The organism is Pseudomonas sp. MIL9, assembly GCF_016887925.1.
GTDB lineage: Bacteria > Pseudomonadota > Gammaproteobacteria > Pseudomonadales > Pseudomonadaceae > Aquipseudomonas > Aquipseudomonas mohnii.
The window spans coordinates 57544-82217 of sequence record NZ_JAFEHE010000010.1 but is presented as its reverse complement, the minus strand read 5'-3'; the positions used below and the strand labels follow the sequence as shown (position 1 = coordinate 82217).

Sequence of the window (24674 nt, the reverse complement as noted above, 5' to 3'; positions counted from 1 at the left end):
GCGCCATCCATTTTGAATCGGCTGCCCCCATCGTCGGAACGCCGCCCGGACCAGGCTCGCCCCCACAAGTCGCTGCGCCTCACCCAATCACTTCAGGAGCTGAGCCCAGTTAAGGTGAAACCTTAAAACAAGCGTTTCATCGGCTTGATGGCCTTTTGCTAATTTTGTGAGTGCGTTCTCAATTGGAATCAGTACAATCGCCGGATTTGCCCTGCCGAGAATGAATTCCATTACGGAGGGTGTTGGCGAGAAGTCTCATGCTCATCGGCAGTTATTCCCCCACGCTGGTTATCATCTCCCTTTGTGTCGCGATTCTTGCTTCGTACACGGCCCTCGACTTGACCGGACGCATTGCCACGGCCAAGGGACGGGCGGTGCATTTATGGACGGCGGGTGGCGCTTTTGCCATGGGCATTGGCGTGTGGTCGATGCATTTCATCGGCATGCTCGCGTTCAAGCTGCCCATCGACCTGGGCTACGACCTCACCTTGACGGTGTTGTCGCTGTTGATCGGCATCCTGTCTTGCGGCTTTGCCCTGTGGCTGGTCAGTCAGCCGCAGCTGCCGGCCTGGCAACTGGCTTTCGGCGCCCTGGCGATGGGGACCGGGATCAGTGCCATGCATTACACCGGCATGGCGGCCATGCGCATGCAGCCCGGTATCGATTACGACCCGACGCTGTTCAGCGCATCACTGCTGATCGCAGCGGGCGCCTCCGGTGCGGCGCTATGGATCGCATTCCGCCTGCGCCAGCACGCGCCGTATGTGCGCCTGATTCGCGGCGGTGCGGCAGTCATCATGGGGATTGCCATCGTTGGCATGCATTACACCGGCATGGCGGCTGCGCGTTTCGCGGATGGCAGCTTTTGCGGCGCTGCCGTCAATGGCTTGAATGGCAAAGGCCTGGACAACCTTGTCCTGATCACCACCCTGGCGGTGTTGAGCATTGCCTTGCTGACGTCGATCCTCGATGCGCGCCTGGAGGCCCGCACCGCCGGCCTTGCCCAGTCGCTGACCGAAGCCAACCGCGAACTCACCCAATTGGCCCTGCACGACACCCTGACCGGGTTGCCGAATCGGGTCCTGCTGGCCGATCGCATCGAGCAGGCGATGTCCAGGGTGAACGCCGAGGGTGGTTGTTTTGCGTTGATGTTCATCGATCTGGACGGTTTCAAACCGGTCAATGATGCCTTTGGTCATCATATGGGTGACCTGTTGTTGCGCGAGGTCAGCCTGCGTTTGCGTGAAGACCTGCGTAGTCAGGACACCCTGGCGCGAATCGGCGGCGATGAGTTCGTGCTGCTGGTGCAACTGGGCGAGCAGATCGACGCCATGGGCCTGGCGGCGCGCCAGGTCGGATTGATCGCCCGTCCGTTCCGGGTCGCCGAACATGACGTGCAGATCTCTGCCAGCATCGGCATTGCGCTCTATCCGGGCAATGGCCAGACCGTCCATGAGTTGCTGATGAATGCCGATGCGGCGATGTATCACGCCAAGGGTGCAGGCAAAAACGGCTACAGCTTTTTCGATGCCTCGATGAACAGCAACGCGCGCAAGCAGCTGCAATTGCTGCAGGACCTGCGCAACGCGCTGGACCGGAACGAATTCAGCCTTCACTACCAGCCCAAGTTTGATGCCGGCAACGGTCGGCCGGTCGGTGCCGAGGCGTTGTTGCGCTGGCAGCACCCGACGCAAGGCATGTTGCTGCCGGACAAGTTCATCGAACTCGCCGAAAAGACCGGGCTGATCATTCCGATTGGCGACTGGGTGCTCAATGAAGCCTGCCGCCAGATGCGTGAGTGGTACGTGCTCGGCTACACCGACTGGCGCATCGCAGTGAACCTTTCCGCCATGCAGTTCTGCCATGTCGGCCTGGTACAAAGTGTCGCCAAGGCGCTGAGCACGCACCGTCTGCCGGCCAACAGCCTGACCCTGGAAATTACTGAAACCACGGCCATGAGCGATGCCGATGCGAGCATGACGGTGCTTCAGGCGCTGTCGGACATGGGCGTTGACCTGTCCATCGATGATTTCGGTACCGGCTATTCCAGCTTGATGTATCTCAAGCGTCTGCCGGCCAACGAACTGAAGATCGACCGTGGTTTTGTGCGGGATCTGGAGCGAGACAGCGACGACGCCGCCATCGTTTCCGCCATTGTCGCCCTGGGCCAGGCGCTGGGCTTGCGGATCGTCGCCGAAGGCGTGGAAACCGGGATGCAACAGGACTTCCTGACCCAACTCGGTTGCGACTCATTGCAGGGTTACCTGCTCGGGCATCCATTGCCGGCCGAGCGTTTCATCGTGGAAATTCACCGTTCGGAGCAATCGGCCGTCGTCTGATCGGTGGCGAGGGAACTAGCTCCCTCGCCATATCGACTGGCAACAGACCGATGCAAAAACCGAAGAGGACGGTTATCCTTCCCCCCGGATCGCTTACGCTTGAAACGGGGAAAGCTTGTATGGACAAAGTCATCGTTATCACCGGCGGCAGTCGCGGCATCGGTGCCGCCACAGCCCTGTTGGCCGCCGAACAAGGTTACCGGATCTGCATCAACTATCAGGCAGATGAACAAGCGGCCCAGAGTGTGCTGGATAAAGTCCGCGCACTGGGCGCTGAAGCCATCGCCGTGCGTGCCGATGTCAGCATCGAAGATGAAGTGATCGCGCTGTTTCACCGGGTCGATACGGAGCTCGGCCGGGTCACCGCACTGGTGAACAACGCTGGCACCGTGGGACACAAGTCCCGTGTCGACGAAATGTCCGAATTCCGTATCCTCAGAACCCTCAAGACCAATGTGCTGGCACCCGTCCTGTGCGCCAAGCACGCGATTCTGCGCATGTCGCCCAAGCACGGCGGGCAGGGCGGCAGCATCGTCAATGTGTCTTCGGTCGCCGCCCGCCTGGGCGCGCCCAACGAATACGTCGACTACGCCGCTTCCAAGGGTGCGCTCGACACCTTCACCATTGGCCTGTCCAAGGAAGTGGCCGGCGAAGGCATCCGCGTCAACGCCGTACGCCCCGGCTACATCTACACCGATTTCCATGCACTGAGCGGCGATCCTGATCGGGTCAGCAAACTGGAGTCGGCGATACCCATGGCCCGGGGAGGGCGTCCGGACGAAGTGGCGGAGGCGATTGTCTGGTTGCTGTCGGACAAGGCTTCCTATGCGACCGGGACTTTCGTTGATTTGGGCGGTGGACGTTAGACCTCTGGATTGTCGCTCCCACAATTGACCCTGTCGTCCTGTGGGAGCGAGCCTGCTCGCGATAGCGTCCTTTCAAGCGACATCTGAACGTCAGAAGGACCTGACAATCCGCCCCAACGTCTCCATCGCCTTTTCCGCAGCCTCGTTCCACGGGCTCCCGTAATTCAAGCGAATGCAATTCCTGAACCTTTGGGTCGGCGAGAATATAGGGCCCGGCGCGATGCTGATGCCCTGGGCCAACGCCATCTGAAACAACTTCAGCGAGTCCATCTGCTCCGGCAGTTCCAGCCATAAAAAGTACCCGCCCGCTGGCTGACTGACGCGAGTCTGTGCCGGGAAATAGCGGGCAATGGCTGCGAGCATCGCGCTTTGCTGTTCTTCCAGCGCGTACCGCAGTTTGCGCAGGTGCCGGTCGTAGCCGCCGTGCTGCAGGTAGTCGGCGATGGCGGCCTGAGCCGGCATCGAGGCGCAAAGCGAGGTCATGAGCTTCAGCCGTTCGATTTTTTGCGCGTAGCGGCCGGCGGCCACCCAGCCGATGCGATAACCGGGTGCAAGGCTTTTGGCGAAGGAGCCGCAATGCATCACCAGGCCTTCGGTATCAAACGCCTTGGCCGGTTTCGGTGCCTGTTGACCGTAATACAACTCGGCGTAGACATCGTCTTCGATCAGCGGTACCTGGTGGCGGCGCAGCAGCTCCACCAGCTCCTGTTTTTTCGCCTCGGGCATGGTGGCGCCCATGGGGTTCTGGAAACTGGTCATGCACCAGCACACCTTGATCGGGTGACGTTCCAGGGTTTGTGCAAGGACGCCGAGGTCGATGCCGTCGCGCGGATGCACCGGGATTTCCACGGCTTTGAGTTTCAGTCGCTCGAGGATTTGCAGGCAGGCATAGAACGCCGGGGCTTCGATGGCCACCAGGTCGCCGGGTTGGGTCACGGCTTGCAGGCACAGATTCAGCGCTTCCAGTGCGCCGTTGGTGATCAGCAGTTCTTCCATGGGCAGCATCAGCCCGCCGACCATGTAGCGCAGGGCGATTTGCCGACGCAGTTGCGGGTTGCCCGGCGACATGTCGGTCACGACCATGCGCGGGTCCATCGCGCGGCTGGCACTGGCCAGCGACCGCGACAACCGTTGCAATGGAAACAGGGTCGGGCTGGGGAACGCCGAGCCGAATGGCACGGTGTTTGGGTCCTTGATCGAGTCGAGGACCGAGAACACCAGTTCGCTGACATCGACTTCGGTCGATTCGTTGACCTGGCTGCTGATCTCCGGCTCGGAAAACGGCCGCGGTGCATGGGCATTGACGAAATAGCCGGAGCGCGGCCGGGCGCGGATCAAGCCGCGGCGCTCAAGCAGGTAGTAGGCCTGGAACACCGTGGAGGGGCTGACGCCGTAGGTCTGGCTGGCGTAGCGTACCGATGGCACGCGCTGCCCGGGGCCGAGAACGCCGGAGCGGATCAGTTCAGCGATGTCATCGGCGAATTTTTCGTAGCGTTTCATCGGTATCCCGCGATGGAATCGAATCGAATGACTGTGGCCAGGGCGCTTGTTCCCTGACCACAAAGGTTTGCATCTTAAAGACTCAACGGTTCATTGGCGCTACAAAGCGACTTTTGGCCACGCTGTAGATGCCGGGCTCGTCGCTGTCGACGATTTTGAAGCTGATGCTTTTCGAGCTGCTTTCCGGCCGTTCCGTCGTCATTGCCACCGACACCGGCACATCGACGATCTCGCCGGGCGCCAGGCTCAGTTCGGTTTTGCCCTGTAACTGGAAACCGTCGCCGTCGACCAGCGTCAGGTGGTAGTCCTGGCGCTGCTGGGTCTTGTTGATCACTTTCAGGCTGTAGATGTTTTCGATCTGCCCCTGACTGTTCTCACGGAACAGGCCGCGGTCCTTGCTCACGTCCAGCGACACCATTGGTCGTTCGACCAAGGCCAGCACCAAAGCGCCGATCATCACCAACAGCACGGCGGTGTAGCCGATCAGCCGTGGCCGCAACAGGTGAGTCTTGCCACCTTGCAACTGATGCTCCGAGGTGTAGCTGATCAGCCCGCGAGCGTAGCCCATTTTGTCCATGATCGAATCACAGGCGTCGATGCACGCGGCGCAGCCGATGCACTCCATCTGCAAGCCGTCGCGGATGTCGATGCCGGTTGGGCACACTTGCACGCAGAGTTGGCAATCAATGCAATCTCCCAGCCCGACTTGCGCCGGCTTGACCTCACGCTTGCGCGGGCCACGGTTCTCGCCACGGGCGACGTCGTAGGAAATGGTCAGGGTGTCTTTGTCGAACATCACGCTCTGGAACCGCGCATAGGGGCACATGTGCATGCACACCGCTTCACGCAGCCAACCGGCATTGATATAGGTGGCGCCGGTGAAGAACAACACCCAGAACAGACTGACGCCACTCAGCTGCAAGGTCAGCAGTTCTTCGGCCAGCGGCCGGATCGGCGTGAAGTAGCCGACGAACGTCAGACCGGTCAGCAGGCTGATGGCCAGCCACAGCGTGTGCTTGGCCGAACGGCGCATCAGTTTGTTCAAGCCCCAGGGCGCGGCTTGCAGTTTGATGCGCTGGTTACGTTCGCCCTCGGTGATTTTCTCGCACCACATGAAGATCCAGGTCCAGGAGCTTTGCGGGCAGGTATAGCCACACCAGACCCGGCCGGCGAACACGGTGATCGCGAACAGCCCGAACGCGGCAATGATCAGCAGGGCCGAGAGCAGGATGAAATCCTGTGGCCAGAACGTCGCGCCGAAGATGTGGAATTTGCTTTCGGACAGGTCCCAGAGCACCGCCTGGCGGCCACCCCAGTTCAGCCACACGGTGCCGAAGAACAGCAGAAACAGAAAGCCGGCACCGCTCATGCGCAGGGTGCGGAACAAACCGGTGAAGCTACGGGTATGGATCAGGTTGTCACTGGTCTTGACCTTCATCTTTGGGCGTGAAGGTTCATGGATTCTTACGGTCGGGGCACTTTCTACGGTTCGGACGGGGATTCTCTCGCTCATGGTCTTTCGCTCATCAGCCTCCATCAGGCATGAGCACTATGAGCGGCCATCTGTTTGCATAACAGACTCAGGTATTGCAATAAAAACCGGATCAGATGGGCGCCCCGCGCACCCCTGCGACAAGTTGAAGCACCTTTCGCAACGGGACGCAGGCGGCTATATCAGGTGTTTGCAGCCGATGTTGATCCGGGTCAGTCAAATCACCGAATCACTGTCCGTCGTCTTCAGGTGTCGGCGACCGTCGACCGCGCCTGCTACGGTCAATGCGTCGGCTTCTGCTTCGGTGATGTAAATGTGCTGGCCGTTGATGTCCACCGCGGACATGGCTTTTTCCCCGTCGGTAACGATGGTGACGTCGGTGCACAGACGAATTTCTTCGCCGTCTTCGGTGGTAAAGAAGCAAGTCTGGTTTTCGATGCGCACGGTCATGGAGATGTCCTTCTTTCAGCGGGATCTACAGTGTTAGGGCACACCCGGCGGTCATCGTTCTGTGCAACCGATTAATGGTCGTTGCTGTCCACCTTCCAAGACCTTCTCAAGGACAACGCCATGAACGCCTGGTGGCACGAAGTCTGGGTGACCCTGCAAGCCGAATTCGCTGACATCGCAGATGCCTCGCAATTGACACGCATCACCGTGCGCCTGCTGATCGCCGCGACCCTGGGCGGCATTCTCGGTTTCGAGCGCGAGAGCAAGGGCAAGGCCGCCGGAGTGCGCACCCACATGCTGGTGGCACTCGGCGCGGCGCTATTCGTATTGGTGCCACAGATGTCCGGCTCCCAGGCCGATGCCATGAGCCGGGTCGTGCAGGGCGTCATCGCCGGCATCGGCTTCCTCGGCGCCGGCACCATCCTGAAAAACCACGAAGGCGACGAAGGCCACGTCAAAGGCCTGACCACCGCCGCCGGCTTATGGATGACCGCCGCCATCGGCGTGTCCGCCGGGTTGGGCAGGGAGGCGACGGCGGTGTTCAGTACGGTGTTGGCGTTGGTGATTTTCAGTGTGATGCCGAGAATTGTCCGGCTGATTGAAAAACCCGATCCTTAAGCGCTGCCTACATCCTCACTCTGGGTGATATGCACATAGGGCGTCAGGCTTGAATCGTACTCGTCACTCTTGCTACCCGACAGCTCGTGTTGGCCAAAGTCGATACGCTGGTGAAGTGAACACATTTCGAGCTCTCTGATGATTGAGCTTCTATCGGTTTTTTCTCGAAGGTCGCACTTACTTTGAGGATAAAGAAGAGCGTATTTGCATAATTTCAACATGTGGCCAGCCATCATTCAGTCGTCCATGGTTGAACGCCTTTGCTCGCGCGCTCGCACTTTTAATGAAGCGGTTTACGCTGAAAACTACGATGTTCATGGCTGATGACACTCACGGCTGCCGGGGAGATGGCTATCTAAACGGATGCATCGAGTATTGGTAAGGGATAAGCCTGGCGCAAACGTCGCTTTAGGATCGGGACTACAGGCTTTTAGGAATGGTCATTCCTTTTTCCAGTTCAATCGACCCCACGCGAGGCTTGGGATCGATTGACCTCAACGAATGGCTGTCATCACTCAGGATTCACAATCACCGGCGGGATGGTCGTCGGTGGCTCCTCCCGTGGAGGCGGGTTAGTGCCCGGCGGCTCCTGCTCGGGCACAGGTTGCGGGTCGGTCGGTGGGATCACCGGATTGTCGATATTCGGATCGGGTGTTTCGCCCGGGAATGGATTGGTCATGGTCTAGCCTCCAGTGGCACATGGCGTGAGTCGTGCTTAAGTTGATTGACCGCCACACCACGGATTTGATTCCGGCCAATTGCCGATGAACTTTTCCGGGCGCCCGGCGCTCGGAACCTAAGTGAGTTCATTGGGATGACAACCAGACACAAGAGCGTCCATGGGGCGTAACGGAGAGATGCTCGATGACGACTGAAAAACCGACAGAACTGAGCTACAACCCGCACATGCCAATGTCGCAGGCTCTGTTGCTGCCACGGATCGTGATTGAAGACACCATGCCGACCCTCGACGGTGGGCAGTTCGCTGTCAAGGCGGTGGTGGGGCAGGACGTGGTGGTGACCAGCAAAGTGTTTGCCGACGGTCATGACAGGCTCGCGGTACGGGTACGTTGGCGCACCGAGGGCGATGAGGTCTGGCAGAGCGAAGTCATGACCGACCTGGGCAACAATGGCTGGCAGGGCCGCTTCCGCGTCGAAGACCAGGGGCGTTATGTGTTCTGCATCGAAGCCTGGATCGATCAATTCGCCAGTTTCCGCCATGAGCTGGAAAAGAAGCACATGGCCTCGGTCCCCGTCAGCCTGGAATTGCAGGAAGGCCGCCATCACGTTCAGCAAGCGGCAGAACGCACTGAGGGGCAACTGAGCGAACAACTGGCGGCGTTGCACCATGAATTGTCCGGGTTGCTCGAAACCGAGCAGGTCGCGTTGTTTCTGCACCACCGTAGCGCCGAGTTAATGGCCCAGGCCGATCACCGTGCTTACCTGAGTTTGAGCCCCGAGTATCCGGTTGATGTCGAGCGCGAACTGGCGCAGTTCGCCAGTTGGTATGAGTTGTTTCCACGCTCGATCACCGACGATCCGGCGCGCCACGGCACCTTCAATGACGTGCATTCGCGTTTGCCGATGATTCAGGACATGGGCTTCGACGTGCTTTATTTCCCGCCGATTCATCCGATTGGTCGCAGCTATCGCAAAGGCCCGAACAATTCTCTGAGCGCCGGGCCGGACGACCCCGGCAGCCCTTACGCCATCGGTAGCGAAGAGGGCGGCCATGAGGCGATTCATTCGCAACTGGGCAGCCGCGAAGACTTCCGTCGGCTGGTGGTGGCCGCGTCCGAATACGGGTTGGAAATCGCCCTCGACTTCGCCATTCAGTGCTCCCAGGACCATCCGTGGCTCAAACAGCATCCCGGCTGGTTCAACTGGCGGCCGGACGGCACGATCAAATACGCCGAGAACCCGCCGAAGAAATACCAGGACATCGTCAACGTCGACTTCTATGCCGCCGAGGCGATTCCCAGCTTGTGGATCGAGTTGCGCGACATTGTGGTGGGCTGGGTCGAGGAGGGCGTGAAGCTCTTTCGCGTCGACAACCCGCACACCAAGCCGTTGCCGTTCTGGCAGTGGCTGATCGCCGATGTGCGTGCGTTGTATCCCGAGGTGATTTTTCTCGCCGAGGCCTTTACCACGCCGGCCATGATGGCCCGATTGGGCAAGGTCGGTTACTCCCAGAGCTACACCTATTTCACCTGGCGCAATACCAAACAGGAACTGGCGACCTATTTCACCGAGCTGAACGAATCGCCATGGCGCGAATGCTACCGGCCGAACTTCTTCGTCAACACGCCGGACATCAATCCGGCGTACCTGCACGATTCCGGGCGCCCCGGGTTTCTGATTCGCGCGGCACTGGCGACCATGGGCTCAGGTTTGTGGGGCATGTATTCCGGGTTTGAGCTGTGTGAGTCGGCAGCGATTCCGGGCAAGGAGGAATACCTGGACTCCGAGAAGTACGAGATCCGTCCGCGGGACTTCACCGCGCCGGGCAATATCATTGCCGAGATCGCCCAGCTCAACCGCATCCGTCGGCAAAACCCGGCGCTGCACACGCATTTGGGCCTGAAGGTCTACAACGCCTGGAACGACAACATTCTGTATTTCGGCAAGCGCAGCGTCGACGGCAGCAATTTCATCCTGGTGGCCGTCAACCTCGACCCGCATCACCCGCAGGAGGCGAATTTCGAATTGCCGCTCTGGGAAATGGGCTTGCCCGACGATGCCACGACCCACGGCGAAGACTTGATGAACGGCCATCGCTGGACCTGGTACGGCAAGTACCAGTTCATGCGGATTGACCCGGCGCACCAGCCGTTCGGGATCTGGCGGATTACCGCGTCCTGAGTCCACCACAGGTAATAACCACACTTGAATGGGTGATCGGCTCAGCGGCTATTTCGAATTCGACAGGAGTTTCCAATGGCGAAGAAACCCAAGGCAGCGACCTTCATCAAGGACCCGCTCTGGTACAAGGACGCAGTAATCTATCAGGTTCACGTCAAATCCTTTTTCGACTCCAACAACGACGGGATCGGCGATTTTCCCGGCCTGATCGCCAAGCTCGATTACATTGCCGACCTCGGCGTCAACACCATCTGGCTCTTGCCTTTCTACCCCTCGCCACGGCGCGACGATGGCTACGACATCGCCGAGTATCGCGGCGTCCACAGCGACTACGGCACCATGGCGGACGCCAAGCGCTTTATCGCCGAGGCACATAAACGCGGCTTGCGGGTGATCACCGAACTGGTCATCAACCATACCTCCGACCAGCACGCCTGGTTCCAGCGTGCCCGCAAGGCCAAGAAAGGCTCGGCGGCGCGGGATTTCTACGTGTGGTCCGATGACGATCAAAAGTACGACGGCACGCGCATCATCTTTCTCGACACCGAAAAGTCCAATTGGACCTGGGACCCGGTCGCCGGCCAGTACTTCTGGCACCGTTTCTATTCCCACCAGCCGGACCTGAACTTCGATAATCCGCAAGTCATGAAGGCGGTGTTGTCGGTGATGCGTTACTGGCTCGACATGGGCATCGACGGTCTGCGCCTCGACGCGATCCCGTACCTGATCGAGCGCGACGGCACCCACAACGAAAACCTGCCCGAGACCCACGACGTCCTCAAGCAGATCCGTGCGGAAATCGACGCCAATTACCCGGACCGCATGCTGCTGGCCGAGGCCAATCAATGGCCCGAAGACACGCAGTTGTATTTCGGCGCCACCGACAAGCACGGCCTCAACGGCGACGAATGCCACATGGCCTTCCACTTTCCGCTGATGCCACGCATGTACATGGCGCTGGCCCAGGAAGATCGCTTCCCGATCACCGACATTTTGCGCCAGACCCCGGAGATCCCGGCCAATTGCCAATGGGCGATTTTCCTGCGCAATCACGATGAGCTGACCCTGGAGATGGTCACCGACAAGGAGCGCGATTACCTGTGGAACTACTACGCGGCCGACCGTCGGGCGCGGATCAACCTGGGGATTCGCCGGCGCCTGGCGCCCTTGATGGAGCGTGACCGACGCCGGGTGGAACTGCTCAACAGCCTGCTGCTGTCGATGCCCGGCACGCCGACGCTGTACTACGGCGATGAAATCGGCATGGGCGACAACATCTACCTCGGCGACCGCGATGGCGTGCGCACGCCGATGCAATGGTCAATCGACCGCAACGGCGGCTTTTCCCGCGCCGACCCGGCCAGCCTGGTGCTGCCGCCGATCATGGACCCGCAATACGGCTACCTCTCGGTCAACGTCGAAACCCAGGCGGGCGATCCACATTCGCTGCTGAACTGGACCCGGCGCATGCTCGCGGTGCGCAAGCAATCCAAGGCGTTCGGGCGCGGCACGTTGAAAATGCTTTCGCCGACCAACCGCAGGATCCTGGCCTATACCCGGGAATTCACCGGGGCGGACGGCAAGCACGAAATCATCCTGTGCGTGGCCAACGTGTCGCGCAGTGCGCAGGCGGCGGAGTTGGACTTGTCGGCCTACGTCGGCATGGTGCCGGTGGAGATGCTTGGCGGTAATGCGTTCCCGCCGATCGGGCAGCTGAATTTCCTCCTGACCCTGGCGCCTTACGGCTTCTATTGGTTCGTCCTGGCCACGGAAAACCAGATGCCGAGCTGGCACGTGGAACCGGCCCAAAGCCTGCCGGACTTCACCACGCTGGTGCTGAAAAAACGCATGGAAGAACTGCTCGATGCCCCTGCGCGACGCACGCTGGAGCAGGACATCTTGCCCAACTGGCTGCAAAACCGCCGCTGGTTCGCCGGCAAGGACGCGGCCATCGAACAGGTCCACCTGGCCTATGGGGTGCGTTTTGGTGATGCCATGCACCCGGTGCTGTTGAGTGAAATCGAAGTCACCAGCGGTGGCCAGACCAGTCGTTACCAGCTGCCGTTCGGCTTCATTGCCGAAGACCAGGTCGGGACGGCATTGCCGCAGCAACTGGCACTGTCACGGGTTCGCCGTGGGCCGCAGGTCGGCTTGATCACCGATGCCTTCAGTCTCGAGAATTTCATCCGCACCGTGTTGCAGGGCATGCAGGAACATCTGGTGTTGCCATCGGACGGTGGCGAGATCCGCTTCGAGCCGACCGCCGAACTGGCCAAACTGGGGCTGACGGCTGAATCGGAAGTGCGTTATCTGTCCGCCGAGCAATCGAACAGTTCAGTGGTGATCGGCAACAGCCTGGTGTTGAAGCTAATCCGCAAAGTCGCCTCCGGTGTGCACCCTGAACTGGAGATGAGCGCCTACCTGACACGCGCCGGTTTCCGCAACATTTCACCCTTGCTGGGCTCGGTGGTGCGCCGGGATGCCAGGGGCGAGGACAACTTGCTGATGATTGCCCAAGGCTACTTGAGCAATCAGGGCGACGCCTGGGAGTGGACGCAGAACAACCTGGAGCGGGCGCTGCGCGACGAACTGGCGGACGCCATGTCCGAGCAGGAACAACACTACAACGCCCTCGGTGAATTGAAAGATTTCGCTGCCATGCTGGGGCAGCGCCTGGGGGAAATGCATCAGGTGCTGGCCGCGCCGAGCGACAACCCGGATTTCGCTCCGCACCTCACCACGCAAAAAGAGGCGCTGGCGTCGACCAGGGATGTGGTGGCACAAATCGAGCATGCGCTGAAGTTGCTTAAAGACCATCAAGCCGAACTGAACCCGGCGGACAAAACCCTGGTCAGCCGTTTACTGGACAACAAAAAAGCCATCCTCAGTCATGTGCAGGTGCTGGGCAAAAAATCCGCGGGAGGCCTGAAGATCCGCGTGCATGGCGACTTGCATCTGGGGCAGGTACTGGTGATCAAGGGCGATGCTTACCTGATCGACTTCGAGGGCGAACCGGCGCGGCCGTTGCATGAACGACGAGGCAAACACAGTCCCTATAAAGATGTAAGCGGCGTTTTGCGATCTTTCGACTACGCTGCGGCCATGGCCATCAATGTGCATAACGTTGATAACACTGCCGAAGCCCGCGCGGCTCGCCAACGGGTTTCCGATCGCTACTTGAGCGAAGCGCGGCAAGCATTTGTCGACGCTTATCGGCTGGCGGCAGCTAGTCTTGGCCATGCATGGCAAGATCCTGAAGGCGAGGACGCCGCGCTGGCGTTGTTCGGTCTGGAGAAGGCAGCGTACGAAGTGGCCTACGAGGCAGAGAATCGCCCCACATGGCTGTCCGTGCCACTGCACGGTTTGTACGGGTTATTGAACGGGCTTAAACCCTTTTCCGATCTTGGTGGAGAGTAGTCATGAGTTTCTCGAACAAGGAACAGGGTCAGCACAAAGAAGCCCTGCTACCCAGGGCGCGGGACATCGATGCGCTGGTGCGCGCCGAGCATCACGACCCCTTTGCAATTCTCGGTCCCCACGGCGATGGTGCCGGTGGACAGTTCATTCGGGCTTATCTGCCGGACGCCTTGAGCGTACAGGTGGTGGCCAGGGACTCTGGAGAAGAGCTCGGCAATCTGGAACCGACACAGACACCGGGGTTATTCGTCGGGCACTTCGACCGGGCGCAGCCCTATCTGCTGCGCACCCGTTGGGCCGGTGGCGAGCAGATCGCCGAAGACCCGTACAGCTTCGGTCCGCTGCTCGGCGATATGGATCTATACCTGTTCGCCGAAGGCAATCACCGCGACCTCAGCAGCTGCCTGGGTGCGCAACTGATGACGGTCGACGGTGTCGACGGCGTACGTTTCGCCGTGTGGGCGCCGAATGCCCGGCGGGTGTCGGTGGTCGGTGATTTCAACGTCTGGGATGGTCGCCGCCATCCGATGCGTCTGCGTCATCCCACCGGCGTCTGGGAGCTGTTCATTCCGCGCCTGCAGGCGGGGGAGGCGTACAAGTACGAGATTCTTGGCAAGGACGGGATCCTGCCGCTGAAGGCCGACCCCATGGCCCTTGCCACGTCCCTGCCACCGGACACGGCCTCGAAGGTGGCGTCGCCGCTGAAGATCGACTGGCAGGACCAGGAATGGATGCAGTCCCGTGGCGAGCGTCAGCGCCCGACGGCGCCGTTGTCGATTTACGAACTGCACGCGGGCTCGTGGCAATGCGAGCTGGATGATCTGGGCGAAGTGGCTCGCCAGTACACCTGGCCGGAACTGGCCGAGCGGCTGATTCCCTATGTGAAGGAGCTGGGCTTCACCCACATCGAGCTGATGCCGATCATGGAGCACCCGTTTGGCGGCTCGTGGGGCTATCAGTTGCTCTCGCAATTCGCCACCAGCGCCCGCTACGGCACCGGGGATGAGTTCGCGGCCTTCGTCAATGCCTGCCACCAGGCCGACATCGGGGTGATCCTCGACTGGGTGCCCGCGCATTTCCCGACCGATACCCATGGCCTGGCGCAATTCGACGGCACGGCGCTGTACGAGTACGGCAATCCCCAGGAAGGCTTTCATCAGGATTGGGACACGCTGATCTATAACCTTGGCCGTACCGAAGTGCATGGCTACATGCTGGCGTCGGCGCTGCACTGGCTCAAGCATTTCCACGTCGACGGCCTGCGGGTCGATGCCGTGGCGTCGATGCTGTATCGCGATTACTCGCGCAAGGCCGGCGAATGGGTGCCGAATCGCCATGGTGGTCGAGAAAACCTCGAAGCCATCGACTTCCTGCGCCACCTCAACGACGTCGTGGCCCTGGAAGCGCCGGGTGCCCTGGTGATCGCCGAGGAGTCCACCGCATGGCCGGGCGTCAGCCAGAGCACGCAACAGGGCGGCCTGGGCTTCGCCTACAAATGGAACATGGGCTGGATGCACGATTCGTTGCATTACATCCAGCAGGACCCGGTGTACCGCGCCCATCACCACAACGAGCTGAGTTTCGGCCTGGTCTACGCCTGGTCCGAGCGCTTCATCCTGCCGATCTCCCACGACGAAGTGGTGCACGGCAAGCATTCGCTCATCGACAAAATGCCCGGCGACCGCTGGCAGAAATTTGCCAACCTGCGGGCTTATCTGAGCTTCATGTGGGCGCATCCGGGCAAGAAACTGTTGTTCATGGGCTGTGAGTTCGGTCAGTGGCGCGAGTGGAATCACGACCAGCAACTCGATTGGTACTTGCTGCAGTACTCCGAACACAAAGGTGTTCAGAAGCTGGTGAGCGACCTCAATCAGCTGTATCGCCAAGAGCCGGCGCTTTACGAACAGGACGATGTACCCCAAGGGTTCCAGTGGCTGATCGGCGATGACGCCATCAACAGCGTGTATGCCTGGTTGCGCTGGAGCAAGGACGGCAGGCCGGTGCTGGTGGTGGCGAACTTCACCCCGGTGCCGCGTGAGGCTTATCGCATCGGTGTGCCATTTGCCGGACGCTGGGCCGAGTTGATCAACAGTGATTCGGCGACCTATGCCGGCTCCAATTACGGCAACAGCGGCGGGGCGTTCACCGAGGAAGCGCCGAGTCATGGTCAGGCGCTGTCATTGGTGCTGAACCTGCCGCCGTTGGCGGTGCTGATGTTGCGCCCCGAGGGCTGATCCGAAAACGCCTTGCCATATCGCGAGTCAACTCGCTCCGACAGGTTCCGTGTGATCCTTGTGGGAGCAAGCTTGCTCGCGATGGCGTCAGCCCGGTCAACAGTCTTTTCGAGGTCTGCCCCTCACCACCGCATCCGCACGCCCAGACTGCCGATCAACCCGTTCAAATCATTGTCGTCGACGTCACTGCTGTAATCGGCGCTGACGTACAGGCTCACGGTCGGGGTCATTCTGGCCACCAGGCCCAATCCCAGCTCTACCGTCGACGAGTTCCGGCTGCTGCTGATCTTGTCGACCTGATCCAGTGTCACGGTATTGCCGGTGTTCACCGTGTGCCACAAGTTGGTCCGCACATAGGGTTCCACGGGCAGGCCGTTGATGTCGTAACTCCCTTTCAATTTGGCGCCGACCCGGCCGCTCCACGACGACAAGTCGGTGGAGGAGGCATTGCCCGAGCCTGCGTAAGGGGTGTCCAGGGTGATCCGTTGGTTGATCAATTGCGCCTGGGGTTCAACCACCCAGTGTTCGCCCAGGCCGATGGGGAATCCACCTTCCATCGACACCGTCATCGCGCTGCCCTCGGCGGCTTGCCGCACACCCTGTTCGTTGCGGGTATAGCCATTGACCCGGCCGCCGCTGGCCGTCAAGTCCACGTGCCAGCCTTGTGGTCCGATCAGGCTCCAGTAGGCGCCGAGGCTTTGGCCTTGCAGGCTGAAGGTGTCGCTGTTGGCGTCGGATTGGGCGCGATTGGTGAACAAGCCCGTGCTGTTGCCCTGGATCATGCTGGTGCCACCGATCAGGCCAACCCGCTGAGTACGGCCACTGCCGCTTTCCAGGGTCATGAGTGCCGGGCCTTTGAGTTGACCGGCACCGGAAGTGGAAATGCCTTCGGCGAGAACATCGTTTTGTGCCTGGCGCGAGGCCTGTCCGTACACCTGATCCCAGGCGGCAGGCGAGGCATATTCGGTCGTCAGGTGCGAACTTCGAAGATCGGGCATGGCGCTGAAATGGCCGGGATACGTGGATGCTTGTGCGGGCAAGGAGAGCACCGGGACGTCCTGGCGATACCAGGGCGAAGTATCTTCCTCGACAGGCGAGGCCTGCACTTCCATGGAAGAGCACAGCAGGAGTGAGCTCGAGACTGTGCAAAAAGTGATTTTGATCTCTTGTTGGGTGAATGAAGTTTTCATGGGGGTCTACCTTGCAATCGCATGCCGTGATCGCTTTGCCGTCTCTCCTACCCCGAATGAGGGGCGACCGATGGATGGGGGCAAGCCGGGGCCCGCCCGTGTTCGCGGGTGACTTGGGGGCTTGCCCCTGATTGTGGTTCCGGGGGTAGTAAGGTGAATTCAAGGAGACCCCTGCCACTGCGTCAAGAAAATGGCCGATAAGTGGTATGGGTATTTTATGGATTATAAGTGACTGATTTTTGGCGTCTCTCTAAGTTCTTGTTAAATGGAAAAAACGCGGAAAAAGCCTTGAAATAGAGCCATTGCTCGGTATTTACCAGCTCACCCGGATACCGGCATTACCGATCATTCCCCGCAGTTGCTGGCTGTCAATGTTGCTGGAGTAATCGGCACTGGCGTACACACTGACGGAGGGAGCCAGTGTCAGCACGGCACCGATACCAAGATCGGCGTAGGAAGATTTTTGCTCGGTGTCGATATCGGTGTTTCCGGCAAATGTGACCGTATCGGTGCCGGAAAACGTATGCCACAGGTTGGCTCGCAGATAAGGTTCCAACGGCAGGCCACTGACCTCGTAGCGGGCCTTGAGCCGGGCACCGAGACGGCCGGTCCAGGCCGGATCGGAATCGAACGACACCCGCGAGATTCCATCGTCCTGGCTGTCGAGGGTAACGTTCTGATGGATCACCTGCGCCTGGGGTTCGATCACCCAGCCGCCTGCGAGGGGGAAGGGGTAACCGGCCTCCACCGAGAGCGTCACCGCGTGCCCCTCGTTGTCGAGCTTGAGGCCGCGCTCGGAATGGCTGTCGCCGTCGAGCCAGGTGTACATCGCCACTGTGTCGATGTACCAGCCCCTGGCGTCCGTCAGGGTCCAGGACGCACCGAGGCTGTCACCACGCAGCTCGACCTTGCCCGCGCGTTTGCCTTCGAAGCCCTGGTTGAAGCCGTCGACGTCGCCCTTCAAGCGGCTATGGCCGACGAAGAACCCGCTGCGTTGGGTTTGGCCCTCGGACGTCTGCGAGGCGTACAGATCGTTGCCCACCTGGAAGCCGTCAAGCGAACCATCGAGCCTTGGCGTGACGGTGCCGGCCCATGTCTGGTCGACATGCTTGCCATAGACACGACCCCAGCCCGCGCCGAAGGTCCCGGTTTCGCTCAGCAGGCGCTGATCGCCCTGGCGATCGTGGAAAGTGCCCAGGGCGGTCAGGGTCAGTTGCGCAGCCGCTGGCGGCAAGACGGACCAGATCGGCACTTCCTGGCGGTACAGGGGGATGGGAGCGGCACCGGGTTGAGCAGTGGGCAGTGGCGGGCTACCGGCAGCGGCGACCGGCGTTGCCACCAGAGGCACCAGAATCGGCGGCAGGGTCGGGTCGGGGTTCGGGACGGCAACCAGCGGCACGGCGACGACGGAGGAGCGCAGGTACCAACTGTTTTCGCTGCCGGCGGTGATACCGCCCTTGTACAAGACGTAATCGAAGGCGCCCGCCGACACTGGCGTTTTCAGGGTAAAGGCACCGTTGTCGCTGATGGCCGTCCCTTGGGCCTGAACCACCTGGATGCCGTTCTGTTGGGTCAACGCACCAGCGCCACCGAGGTTGCTGACGCTGATCGAGGTGGTGCCGGTCAAGGTGCCGTCGATGACCACCAGCTTGTCACTGGGCGAGTTGTCGTCGCCCACGGCGCTTTGCAAAAACAGTTGCCCGTTGTTGCCCGAATAATTGCCCTGTACGGTCAGTGCATCACTGGTGCGCGTATTGCCACTGCTCAGGTCGATCACCCCGGCGTTGTTCAGGGTCGCGCGCTGGCCAGCGGTGAAGGGCACGATGCTGCCCTGGCTGGAGGTCAGTACGCTGCTGCCATCGATGTTGAATACACCCGTGCCGCTGCTGTTGTCACCGAGCACGAAATTGCCGGCGAGGTCGAATTGCGAACCGTTGTTCAGGTTGACGGTTTCCCAATTGGTGTAACGGGCGGCGCTGGCGGAGGTGGTGTGGTCGAAGGTCAATTGATCGGTGCCCGTGCCACCGTCGATGCTCGGGGTCAGGGCAAGGGTGGTTTCACTCAGATTGCGCACAGTGGCTGTGTCATTGCCATCGCCCATCAGGATCGCCGAGCGGATGATGCCGCCACCGTCCCACAGAAGTGTGTCATTGCCGGTGCTGGCGCGGATTTCACCGGCGATCTCGCCGCCTGTCACCGTAATGTTGTCATTGCCACCGCTGACACTGATATTGCCGCCAATTCGTCCGCCCGCCACGATGATGGTGTCGTTGCCAAATCCGGTGACCAGATTTCCCAGGATCTGCCCGCCGGACATATCGAACGTATTGTCGTCGAGCTTCATGTCTACGCGGCCGATGGTGCCTCCGGTCATCTTCGCGAAGTCACCGTCTTCGAAGGCGCCGACGATCGTCCCGCCGGTCATCAGGAAATTGTCGAAGCCGTCGCCTTGCGCCAGAGACTGGATGCGTCCGCCGTTCATGATGAAGGTGTCGATGCCGTTGTGTTGATGGACTTCGCCGGTGACCACTCCGTTATCGATCTGCAGGACATTGGCGCCGTCGCCCTGATCAAGTACGCCATCGAGGGTGCCGGAGTTCATTTTGACGGTATCGTTGCCGCTGCCAAACGTCACATTGCCATTGATGGTGCCGGTGCCATTGGCGGGGAACGTCAGGGTGTTGTTGCCCGCCAGATCGGTCAGCGGTCCACTGCTGGCGCTGTCACACACGAAGTTATCGTTGCCGGCGGTGGGGGTGAGGGTGCAGGCGGCGAGGGTGGGAGGAGACCAGCCTGCACACAACCAGAGGGAAAAGGCGCAGGCGGTGTAACGGTACTTGGGTAGATCAGGCCATGGATTCATGCTCGTCTCCGCACAGGGATCGGCGACTGAGCGGCCACGACGTCAGCATTGGCCAGGCATCAGTCACCCTCGGCAGCACGAGTTGCGAGACAGCATCGAGAGGTCTTCTCCCGTCATCCAGAACCTTCGGCAACGCCGGCTACGGTGGTTGCATGTCCGCAGGGCTGGTCGTACGGACATGGGCAACGTAGCAGCAGCGGATAGTGGTTTCTACTGTCAGAAATACCAGAAATGACGTGAAATTACGGTGGATTCGACTGTTTTATCAACGCGGCCAGGGCTCAGAGATGGACTTCCACCGCCAACGGCAAGTGATCCGACAGGTGCGACCAGGGCTTGTTTGCGAGGATTTTCGGATCATGGCTGTTGGCATTGCGCAGGTAAATGCGGTCCAGGCGCAGCAGGGGAAACCGCGCCGGATAGGTTTTTGCGGGGCGTCCGTGGTGGCGCTCGAAGGCTTCGTGCAGGTCTTCACGTCGGGCAAGGGCGGCGTTGCCCTGCAATTGCCAGTCGTTGAAGTCGCCGGCAATGATCACCGGCGCGTCGTCCGGCAGGGACTCAAGCAACTGACAGAGCAGCTGCAATTGCAGTTGGCGATGGCTTTCCAGCAAGCTCAGATGAACGCAGATCGCATGGACCTCGGTGTGGCCCGGCACATCGAGTACGCAGTGCAGCAATCCACGCCGCTCCGGGCCGGTGATGGAAACGTCGAGGTTGCGGTGCTCGCGAATCGGGTATTTCGACAGCAGGGCATTGCCGTGATGGCCATCCGGGTAGACCGCGTTGCGTCCGTAGGCAAAATCGCTCCACATGCTGTCGGCGAGGAATTCGTATTGCGAGGTGGTCGGCCATTGGTTGTAGCGCGAGGAGTGACGCTCGTGTTCGCCCACCACTTCTTGCAGAAACACCAGATCCGCCGACGTGCTGCGTACCGCTTCACGCAGTTCCGGGAGGATGAAACGCCGGTTGAGGGCGGTAAATCCCTTGTGGGTATTGACCGTCAGCACGCGCAGTCGATGGATGGCCGGTGGCGTGTTCGATGGCACTGATTCAATCGTGTCGTGTTTGGAATTGCGGACCACTTTCACGCCTCTGAATCCGGGTTGCTTATGTATGCGACTGATACACAAGCGGGCAGTTCAGTTTGAGTCAGGCAAGGATAGTCCTCACGCGCGCATTGGCTGTTGGTCGCGTCAGACAAATACGATTTCGTAAGGCAAACGCATCCGCTCCAGCAACACCCGTGGCAGCATCGGTGCAAGGCCGATCGCCGGCTCGCCATCGAGTTGGCTGGCATAGGCGTGGGTGGCGTGGCTCTTGCGCGCGACCGTCCAGCTGTCCAGGCGTACCTTGCGCGCGCGGTGCCAGGGGATAGAGCCGTAATCACGCGCCGGCCAGTGCCAGGCCCAGACCGGAACCTCATGGAACGTTGCACCGGCAATGTTCGCGGCATTGGCGCTGGCGCGGCCCACGGCGTCGTGGTCGCTGACGCCATCCTCGCTCCAGGTGCTGAATACCACGTCGCCGGGGCGCAGGTAGCGCGCAATGAATTGCGTCAGTTTCAGTTCATGGTCGGCCAAGGCGTTGTCGGTAAAGCCGCCACGAATCCATTTCAGGCTATGCATGGGCAACCCGAGGCGACGCAAGGCTTCGACACTTTCCTGGGAGCGAAACACACTGAGGCGTTTTTCCGACCACTGCCGGGATCCCTGATGGCTCGCGCTGCCGTCAGTGACCGAGATCAATTGCAGTGGATGAGCGCCGGCGCTGAGCAATTGCAGCAGGCCGCCGCAGGTCACCACTTCATCGCCGGGATGGGGGGCGATCACCACGGCGCGAGCGCCAGGGGGGACCAATGACTGAGTACCGATTACCGGAATGTTGTCCAGTTGTGGGGCGCTGTTCCAGATTTGTCCCGACTGGCTGCTTTCACACAGGGATACAGGTTTCATGGGCTACGTCCTTGTTCCGTATTGCCTTCAGTCGTGCGCAAGGCTTGCACATGACAAGCCGGCAGACCCGTGAGGGCGGGGTGATAGCAATGCGCGGCGCTCCGAACCCTGGAACGCCGCGCATCGAGTATTGCTCATGGACACGTATTCGTCGATCTGAAACAAATTTTTATCCGCCGGGAGTCCGGCTCTTTTCAATCCTCTTCTTCATGCTGCAGTTCGAACAGCAGCAGTGAACGGCCAGTCACCGAATACTCGTGGCCGAACTCGAAGCGCTCCTGGCCGCGAATAGACGGTTGATTGGTATCGACCATGCAGGTCCAGAAGCCGCCATCGGGCACTTCCGGCAAGGTGAAATTGACGATGTCGTGATGGGCGTTGACCACCAGCAACAGGGTGGCGTCGGCCCCCTGGCGGCGAATGCCGGTTTCCTGCGCTCGTCCGTCCAGCAGCATGCCCAGGCAACGATTGTGCGCATCGTGCCAATGTTTGGTGGTCATCTCGCTGCCATCCGCGGCCAGCCAGGTGACGTCCTTGACGCCGATGTCCTCATTGTAATTGCCGACCAGGAAGCGCCCGCGGCGCAGGATCGGATAGGCCAGGCGCAACTTGATCAGGCGTTTGACGAACTTGAGCAGGGCCTTGCCGTCTTCGCTCAGGTCCCAATTGACCCAGCCGATTTCGCTGTCCTGGCAATAGGCATTGTTGTTGCCGTCCTGGGTGCGGGCGAATTCGTCACCGGCCACCAGCATGGGCGTGCCTTGGGACAGCAGCAGCGTGGCGAAGAAATTGCGCATCTGCCGCTGGCGCAGCTCATTGATTTCCGGATCGTCCGTAGGGCCCTCGACCCCATGGTTCCAGGACAGGTTGTTGTTGCTGCCGTCCTGATTGTTTTCGTCGTTGGCTTCGTTGTGCTTGTCGTTGTACGACACCAGGTCGTTGAGGGTGAAGCCATCGTGGGCGGTGACGAAATTCACCGAGGCATAGGGCCGTCGACCGCGCTGGTTGAACATCTCGCCGGACGCGGTCATGCGACTGGCGAAATCTGCCAGTTGCCCATCGTCGCCTTTCCAGAACGCACGCACGGTGTCGCGAAACTTGTCGTTCCATTCCACCCAGCCCGGCGGGAAGTTGCCGACCTGATAGCCGCCGGGGCCGCAATCCCAGGGCTCGGCAATCATCTTCACCTGACGCAGCACCGGGTCCTGGCGACAGGCCACGAGGAAGCTGTGACGCTCGTCGAAGCCATCGTGGTAGCGCCCCAGAATGGTCGCCAGGTCAAAGCGGAAGCCATCCACGTGCATCTCCTTCGCCCAGTAGCGCAGGGAGTCGGTGACCATTTGCAGGACGCAGGGATGGCTCAGGTCCAGGGTGTTGCCGGTGCCGGAATCGTTGATGTAGAAGCGTTTGTCGTCAGGCATCAAGCGGTAATAGGAGGCGTTGTCGATGCCACGCATCGACAGGGTCGGGCCCTGTTCGTTGCCCTCGGCGGTGTGGTTATAGACCACGTCCAGGATCACTTCGAGGTTGGCTTCGTGCAGGTGCGCGACCATTTCCTTGAATTCGGCGATCTTGCCGCTGGCCAGGTAACGCGGGTCGGGGGCGAAAAACGCGATGCTGTTGTAGCCCCAGTAATTGGTCATGCCCTTGTGCAGCAGATGCTGGTCGTTGACGAAGGCATGAATCGGCAGCAGCTCCACGGTGGACACGCCGAGCTTGCGGATATGTTCCAGGACGTCGTCGACCATCAACCCGGCGAAGGTGCCGCGCACGTTCTCGGGGACGGAAGGGTGACGCATGCTGATGCCGCGCACATGGGTCTCATAAATGATCGTTTTGTCCCACGGTACGCTGACCCGGTGATCGTGGCCCCAGGTGTGCGCCGGGTCGATGACTTTGCATTTGGGGACGAAGGGCGCGCTGTCCCGTTCATCGAAACTGAGGTCGGCGTCGGGATGGCCGATGGTGTAGCCAAACAATGCCTCGGACCATTTCAACTTGCCGACCAGCTGCTTGGCGTAGGGGTCGATCAACAGCTTGTTGTGGTTGAAGCGGTGACCGTTGGCGGGATCGTAAGGACCGTAGACGCGATAGCCATAGATCAGCCCTGGATGGGCGTCAGGCAAGTAGCCGTGGAAGGTCTCGTCGGTGTATTCCGGCAGTTCGATGCGTTCGAGTTCGACTTCACCGGCATCGTCGAAAATGCACAGTTCGACCTTGGTGGCGTGGGCGGAGAACAAGGCAAAATTAACCCCCAGACCATCCCAGGTCGCACCCAGTGGAAAGGGCAGGCCTTCACGAATTCGCGAGGCCTCGACTTGAGGGGCTGGCGCGGTTTTCTTCGGACTGGGCATAGGTGCTCCTGCAAAGTGAGGTACAAAAACGCCGCAATCTGTGGGAGCGAGCCTGCTCGCGATTGCGGAGTGTCAGGTAACGCATGTATCGAGGGTAAACCGTCCTCGCGAGCAGGCTCGCTCCCATAGGGTTTTGTTGAGGGTGAGCGTCCTCTCGGTGGCGAGCGGACTCGCCACGCGTTCGATCAGGAAAAGGTCCGAGCCAATCAGACCGCTGGCGGTTTTCGCGGTGCGCGAGGCTTTTTCCCGACGGCTTTTTCTCCGGGTGGAATCACGGTCGAGGCTGCCGCCGGCTTGGCCTTGGCTTTTGGCGCGGCCGCCTTGACCTCGCCAGCCTTGCCATTGGCGGTTTTGCTGACGGCCGGTTTGCTCACAGGCGCTTTTGCCGGTTTTTTCGGCGCCAGCGCTTCAGCTTCGGCGAGTTTGCGGGCCATCTCCCAGTGACGGCTTTCCTGGCCTTCGGGTTTCCCTTCGGACTCCCAGATCTGATAGGCAAATTCGCGGATGCGTTTATCGTCGGTACTCATCGCAATGCTC

17 protein-coding genes are annotated in these 24674 nt (G+C 60.4%); 6 read left to right on the top strand and 11 right to left on the bottom strand.

Annotated features, from left to right (window positions below; all coding sequences use genetic code 11):
• The first annotated feature begins 257 nt into the window (after positions 1-257).
• Both JQF37_RS12945 and JQF37_RS12940 read left to right on the top strand, forming a co-directional pair.
• Entirely contained in the window at positions 258-2339 is a 2082-nt protein-coding gene (locus tag JQF37_RS12945; protein WP_130206182.1) for an EAL domain-containing protein, read from the top strand.
• Between the two features lie 119 nt (positions 2340-2458).
• Positions 2459-3205: an SDR family oxidoreductase gene (locus JQF37_RS12940; RefSeq protein ID WP_130206180.1), complete on the top strand. Its 747-nt coding sequence runs from the start codon at positions 2459-2461 to the stop codon at positions 3203-3205.
• A 90-nt stretch (positions 3206-3295) separates the two neighbouring features.
• On the opposite strand, the gene mapR is transcribed toward JQF37_RS12940, so the two are convergent.
• The 3 genes from mapR to JQF37_RS12925 all read right to left on the bottom strand — a co-directional run bounded on the left by mapR (position 3296) and on the right by JQF37_RS12925 (position 6647).
• The gene (gene mapR, locus JQF37_RS12935) at positions 3296-4705 is read right to left on the bottom strand and encodes a GntR family transcriptional regulator MpaR (protein ID WP_090469375.1); all 1410 of its coding nucleotides are present in this window, start codon (positions 4703-4705) and stop codon (positions 3296-3298) included.
• A gap of 82 nt (positions 4706-4787) precedes the next feature.
• Positions 4788-6218 carry a cytochrome c oxidase accessory protein CcoG gene (ccoG, locus tag JQF37_RS12930; RefSeq protein WP_130206178.1) on the bottom strand — a complete coding sequence of 477 codons (1431 nt, stop codon included), beginning with the start codon at positions 6216-6218 and terminating at the stop codon, positions 4788-4790.
• A gap of 195 nt (positions 6219-6413) precedes the next feature.
• Complete coding sequence (locus JQF37_RS12925; protein ID WP_130206176.1) at positions 6414-6647, bottom strand: DUF3203 family protein; 234 nt, start codon at positions 6645-6647, stop codon at positions 6414-6416.
• A gap of 120 nt (positions 6648-6767) precedes the next feature.
• Between JQF37_RS12925 and JQF37_RS12920 the strand changes: the two genes are divergently transcribed.
• On the top strand, positions 6768-7265 hold the full coding sequence (locus JQF37_RS12920; protein ID WP_130206174.1) for an MgtC/SapB family protein: 498 nt from the start codon (positions 6768-6770) through the stop codon (positions 7263-7265).
• Here JQF37_RS12920 and JQF37_RS31705 read toward each other — a convergent pair.
• Both JQF37_RS31705 and JQF37_RS12915 read right to left on the bottom strand, forming a co-directional pair.
• Positions 7262-7390, bottom strand: coding sequence for a hypothetical protein (locus JQF37_RS31705; protein WP_262984239.1), 129 nt, complete (start codon positions 7388-7390; stop codon positions 7262-7264). The two genes, JQF37_RS12920 and JQF37_RS31705, sit on opposite strands and share 4 nt — an antisense overlap.
• Positions 7391-7776: 386 nt before the next feature.
• Positions 7777-7944, bottom strand: coding sequence for a hypothetical protein (locus tag JQF37_RS12915; protein ID WP_189340364.1), 168 nt, complete (start codon positions 7942-7944; stop codon positions 7777-7779).
• A 185-nt stretch (positions 7945-8129) separates the two neighbouring features.
• Between JQF37_RS12915 and JQF37_RS12910 the strand changes: the two genes are divergently transcribed.
• The 3 genes from JQF37_RS12910 to glgB all read left to right on the top strand — a co-directional run bounded on the left by JQF37_RS12910 (position 8130) and on the right by glgB (position 15778).
• Positions 8130-10127: an alpha-1,4-glucan--maltose-1-phosphate maltosyltransferase gene (locus JQF37_RS12910; protein WP_130206172.1), complete on the top strand. Its 1998-nt coding sequence runs from the start codon at positions 8130-8132 to the stop codon at positions 10125-10127.
• A 75-nt stretch (positions 10128-10202) separates the two neighbouring features.
• On the top strand, positions 10203-13544 hold the full coding sequence (gene treS / locus JQF37_RS12905; RefSeq protein ID WP_130206170.1) for a maltose alpha-D-glucosyltransferase: 3342 nt from the start codon (positions 10203-10205) through the stop codon (positions 13542-13544).
• Between the two features lie 2 nt (positions 13545-13546).
• Positions 13547-15778, top strand: coding sequence for a 1,4-alpha-glucan branching protein GlgB (gene glgB, locus JQF37_RS12900; RefSeq protein WP_130206168.1), 2232 nt, complete (start codon positions 13547-13549; stop codon positions 15776-15778).
• Positions 15779-15900: 122 nt separating this feature from the next.
• Here glgB and JQF37_RS12895 read toward each other — a convergent pair whose 3' ends face one another.
• The 6 genes from JQF37_RS12895 to JQF37_RS12870 all read right to left on the bottom strand — a co-directional run bounded on the left by JQF37_RS12895 (position 15901) and on the right by JQF37_RS12870 (position 24664).
• Positions 15901-16968 (bottom strand): autotransporter outer membrane beta-barrel domain-containing protein, encoded by a 1068-nt coding sequence (locus JQF37_RS12895; RefSeq protein WP_130206166.1) that lies wholly within the window; start codon positions 16966-16968, stop codon positions 15901-15903.
• A gap of 313 nt (positions 16969-17281) precedes the next feature.
• Entirely contained in the window at positions 17282-19831 is a 2550-nt protein-coding gene (locus JQF37_RS12890) for an autotransporter outer membrane beta-barrel domain-containing protein (RefSeq protein WP_130206164.1), read from the bottom strand.
• Positions 19832-20112: 281 nt separating this feature from the next.
• Positions 20113-20886, bottom strand: coding sequence for an endonuclease/exonuclease/phosphatase family protein (locus JQF37_RS12885; protein ID WP_130206300.1), 774 nt, complete (start codon positions 20884-20886; stop codon positions 20113-20115).
• 138 nt (positions 20887-21024) lie between these two features.
• On the bottom strand, positions 21025-21783 hold the full coding sequence (locus JQF37_RS12880) for a PIG-L family deacetylase (protein WP_130206162.1): 759 nt from the start codon (positions 21781-21783) through the stop codon (positions 21025-21027).
• A 194-nt stretch (positions 21784-21977) separates the two neighbouring features.
• Positions 21978-24137: a glycogen debranching protein GlgX gene (gene glgX / locus JQF37_RS12875; protein ID WP_130206160.1), complete on the bottom strand. Its 2160-nt coding sequence runs from the start codon at positions 24135-24137 to the stop codon at positions 21978-21980.
• 206 nt (positions 24138-24343) lie between these two features.
• Positions 24344-24664 carry a DUF2934 domain-containing protein gene (locus JQF37_RS12870; protein ID WP_130206158.1) on the bottom strand — a complete coding sequence of 107 codons (321 nt, stop codon included), beginning with the start codon at positions 24662-24664 and terminating at the stop codon, positions 24344-24346.
• Positions 24665-24674: the final 10 nt, after the last annotated feature.

What these genes read in the sequence shown, in the direction of transcription:
- JQF37_RS12945 (WP_130206182.1), top strand. Translation starts at nt 258, where the DNA reads ATGCTCATCGGCAGTTATTCCCCCACGCTGGTTATCATCTCCCTTTGT.
- JQF37_RS12940 (WP_130206180.1), top strand. Translation starts at nt 2,459, where the DNA reads ATGGACAAAGTCATCGTTATCACCGGCGGCAGTCGCGGCATCGGTGCC.
- mapR (WP_090469375.1), bottom strand. Translation starts at nt 4,705, where the DNA reads ATGAAACGCTACGAAAAATTCGCCGATGACATCGCTGAACTGATCCGC.
- ccoG (WP_130206178.1), bottom strand. Translation starts at nt 6,218, where the DNA reads ATGAGCGAGAGAATCCCCGTCCGAACCGTAGAAAGTGCCCCGACCGTA.
- JQF37_RS12925 (WP_130206176.1), bottom strand. Translation starts at nt 6,647, where the DNA reads ATGACCGTGCGCATCGAAAACCAGACTTGCTTCTTTACCACCGAAGAC.
- JQF37_RS12920 (WP_130206174.1), top strand. Translation starts at nt 6,768, where the DNA reads ATGAACGCCTGGTGGCACGAAGTCTGGGTGACCCTGCAAGCCGAATTC.
- JQF37_RS31705 (WP_262984239.1), bottom strand. Translation starts at nt 7,390, where the DNA reads ATGTGTTCACTTCACCAGCGTATCGACTTTGGCCAACACGAGCTGTCG.
- JQF37_RS12915 (WP_189340364.1), bottom strand. Translation starts at nt 7,944, where the DNA reads ATGACCAATCCATTCCCGGGCGAAACACCCGATCCGAATATCGACAAT.
- JQF37_RS12910 (WP_130206172.1), top strand. Translation starts at nt 8,130, where the DNA reads ATGACGACTGAAAAACCGACAGAACTGAGCTACAACCCGCACATGCCA.
- treS (WP_130206170.1), top strand. Translation starts at nt 10,203, where the DNA reads ATGGCGAAGAAACCCAAGGCAGCGACCTTCATCAAGGACCCGCTCTGG.
- glgB (WP_130206168.1), top strand. Translation starts at nt 13,547, where the DNA reads ATGAGTTTCTCGAACAAGGAACAGGGTCAGCACAAAGAAGCCCTGCTA.
- JQF37_RS12895 (WP_130206166.1), bottom strand. Translation starts at nt 16,968, where the DNA reads ATGAAAACTTCATTCACCCAACAAGAGATCAAAATCACTTTTTGCACA.
- JQF37_RS12890 (WP_130206164.1), bottom strand. Translation starts at nt 19,831, where the DNA reads ATGAATCCATGGCCTGATCTACCCAAGTACCGTTACACCGCCTGCGCC.
- JQF37_RS12880 (WP_130206162.1), bottom strand. Translation starts at nt 21,783, where the DNA reads ATGAAACCTGTATCCCTGTGTGAAAGCAGCCAGTCGGGACAAATCTGG.
- glgX (WP_130206160.1), bottom strand. Translation starts at nt 24,137, where the DNA reads ATGCCCAGTCCGAAGAAAACCGCGCCAGCCCCTCAAGTCGAGGCCTCG.
- JQF37_RS12870 (WP_130206158.1), bottom strand. Translation starts at nt 24,664, where the DNA reads ATGAGTACCGACGATAAACGCATCCGCGAATTTGCCTATCAGATCTGG.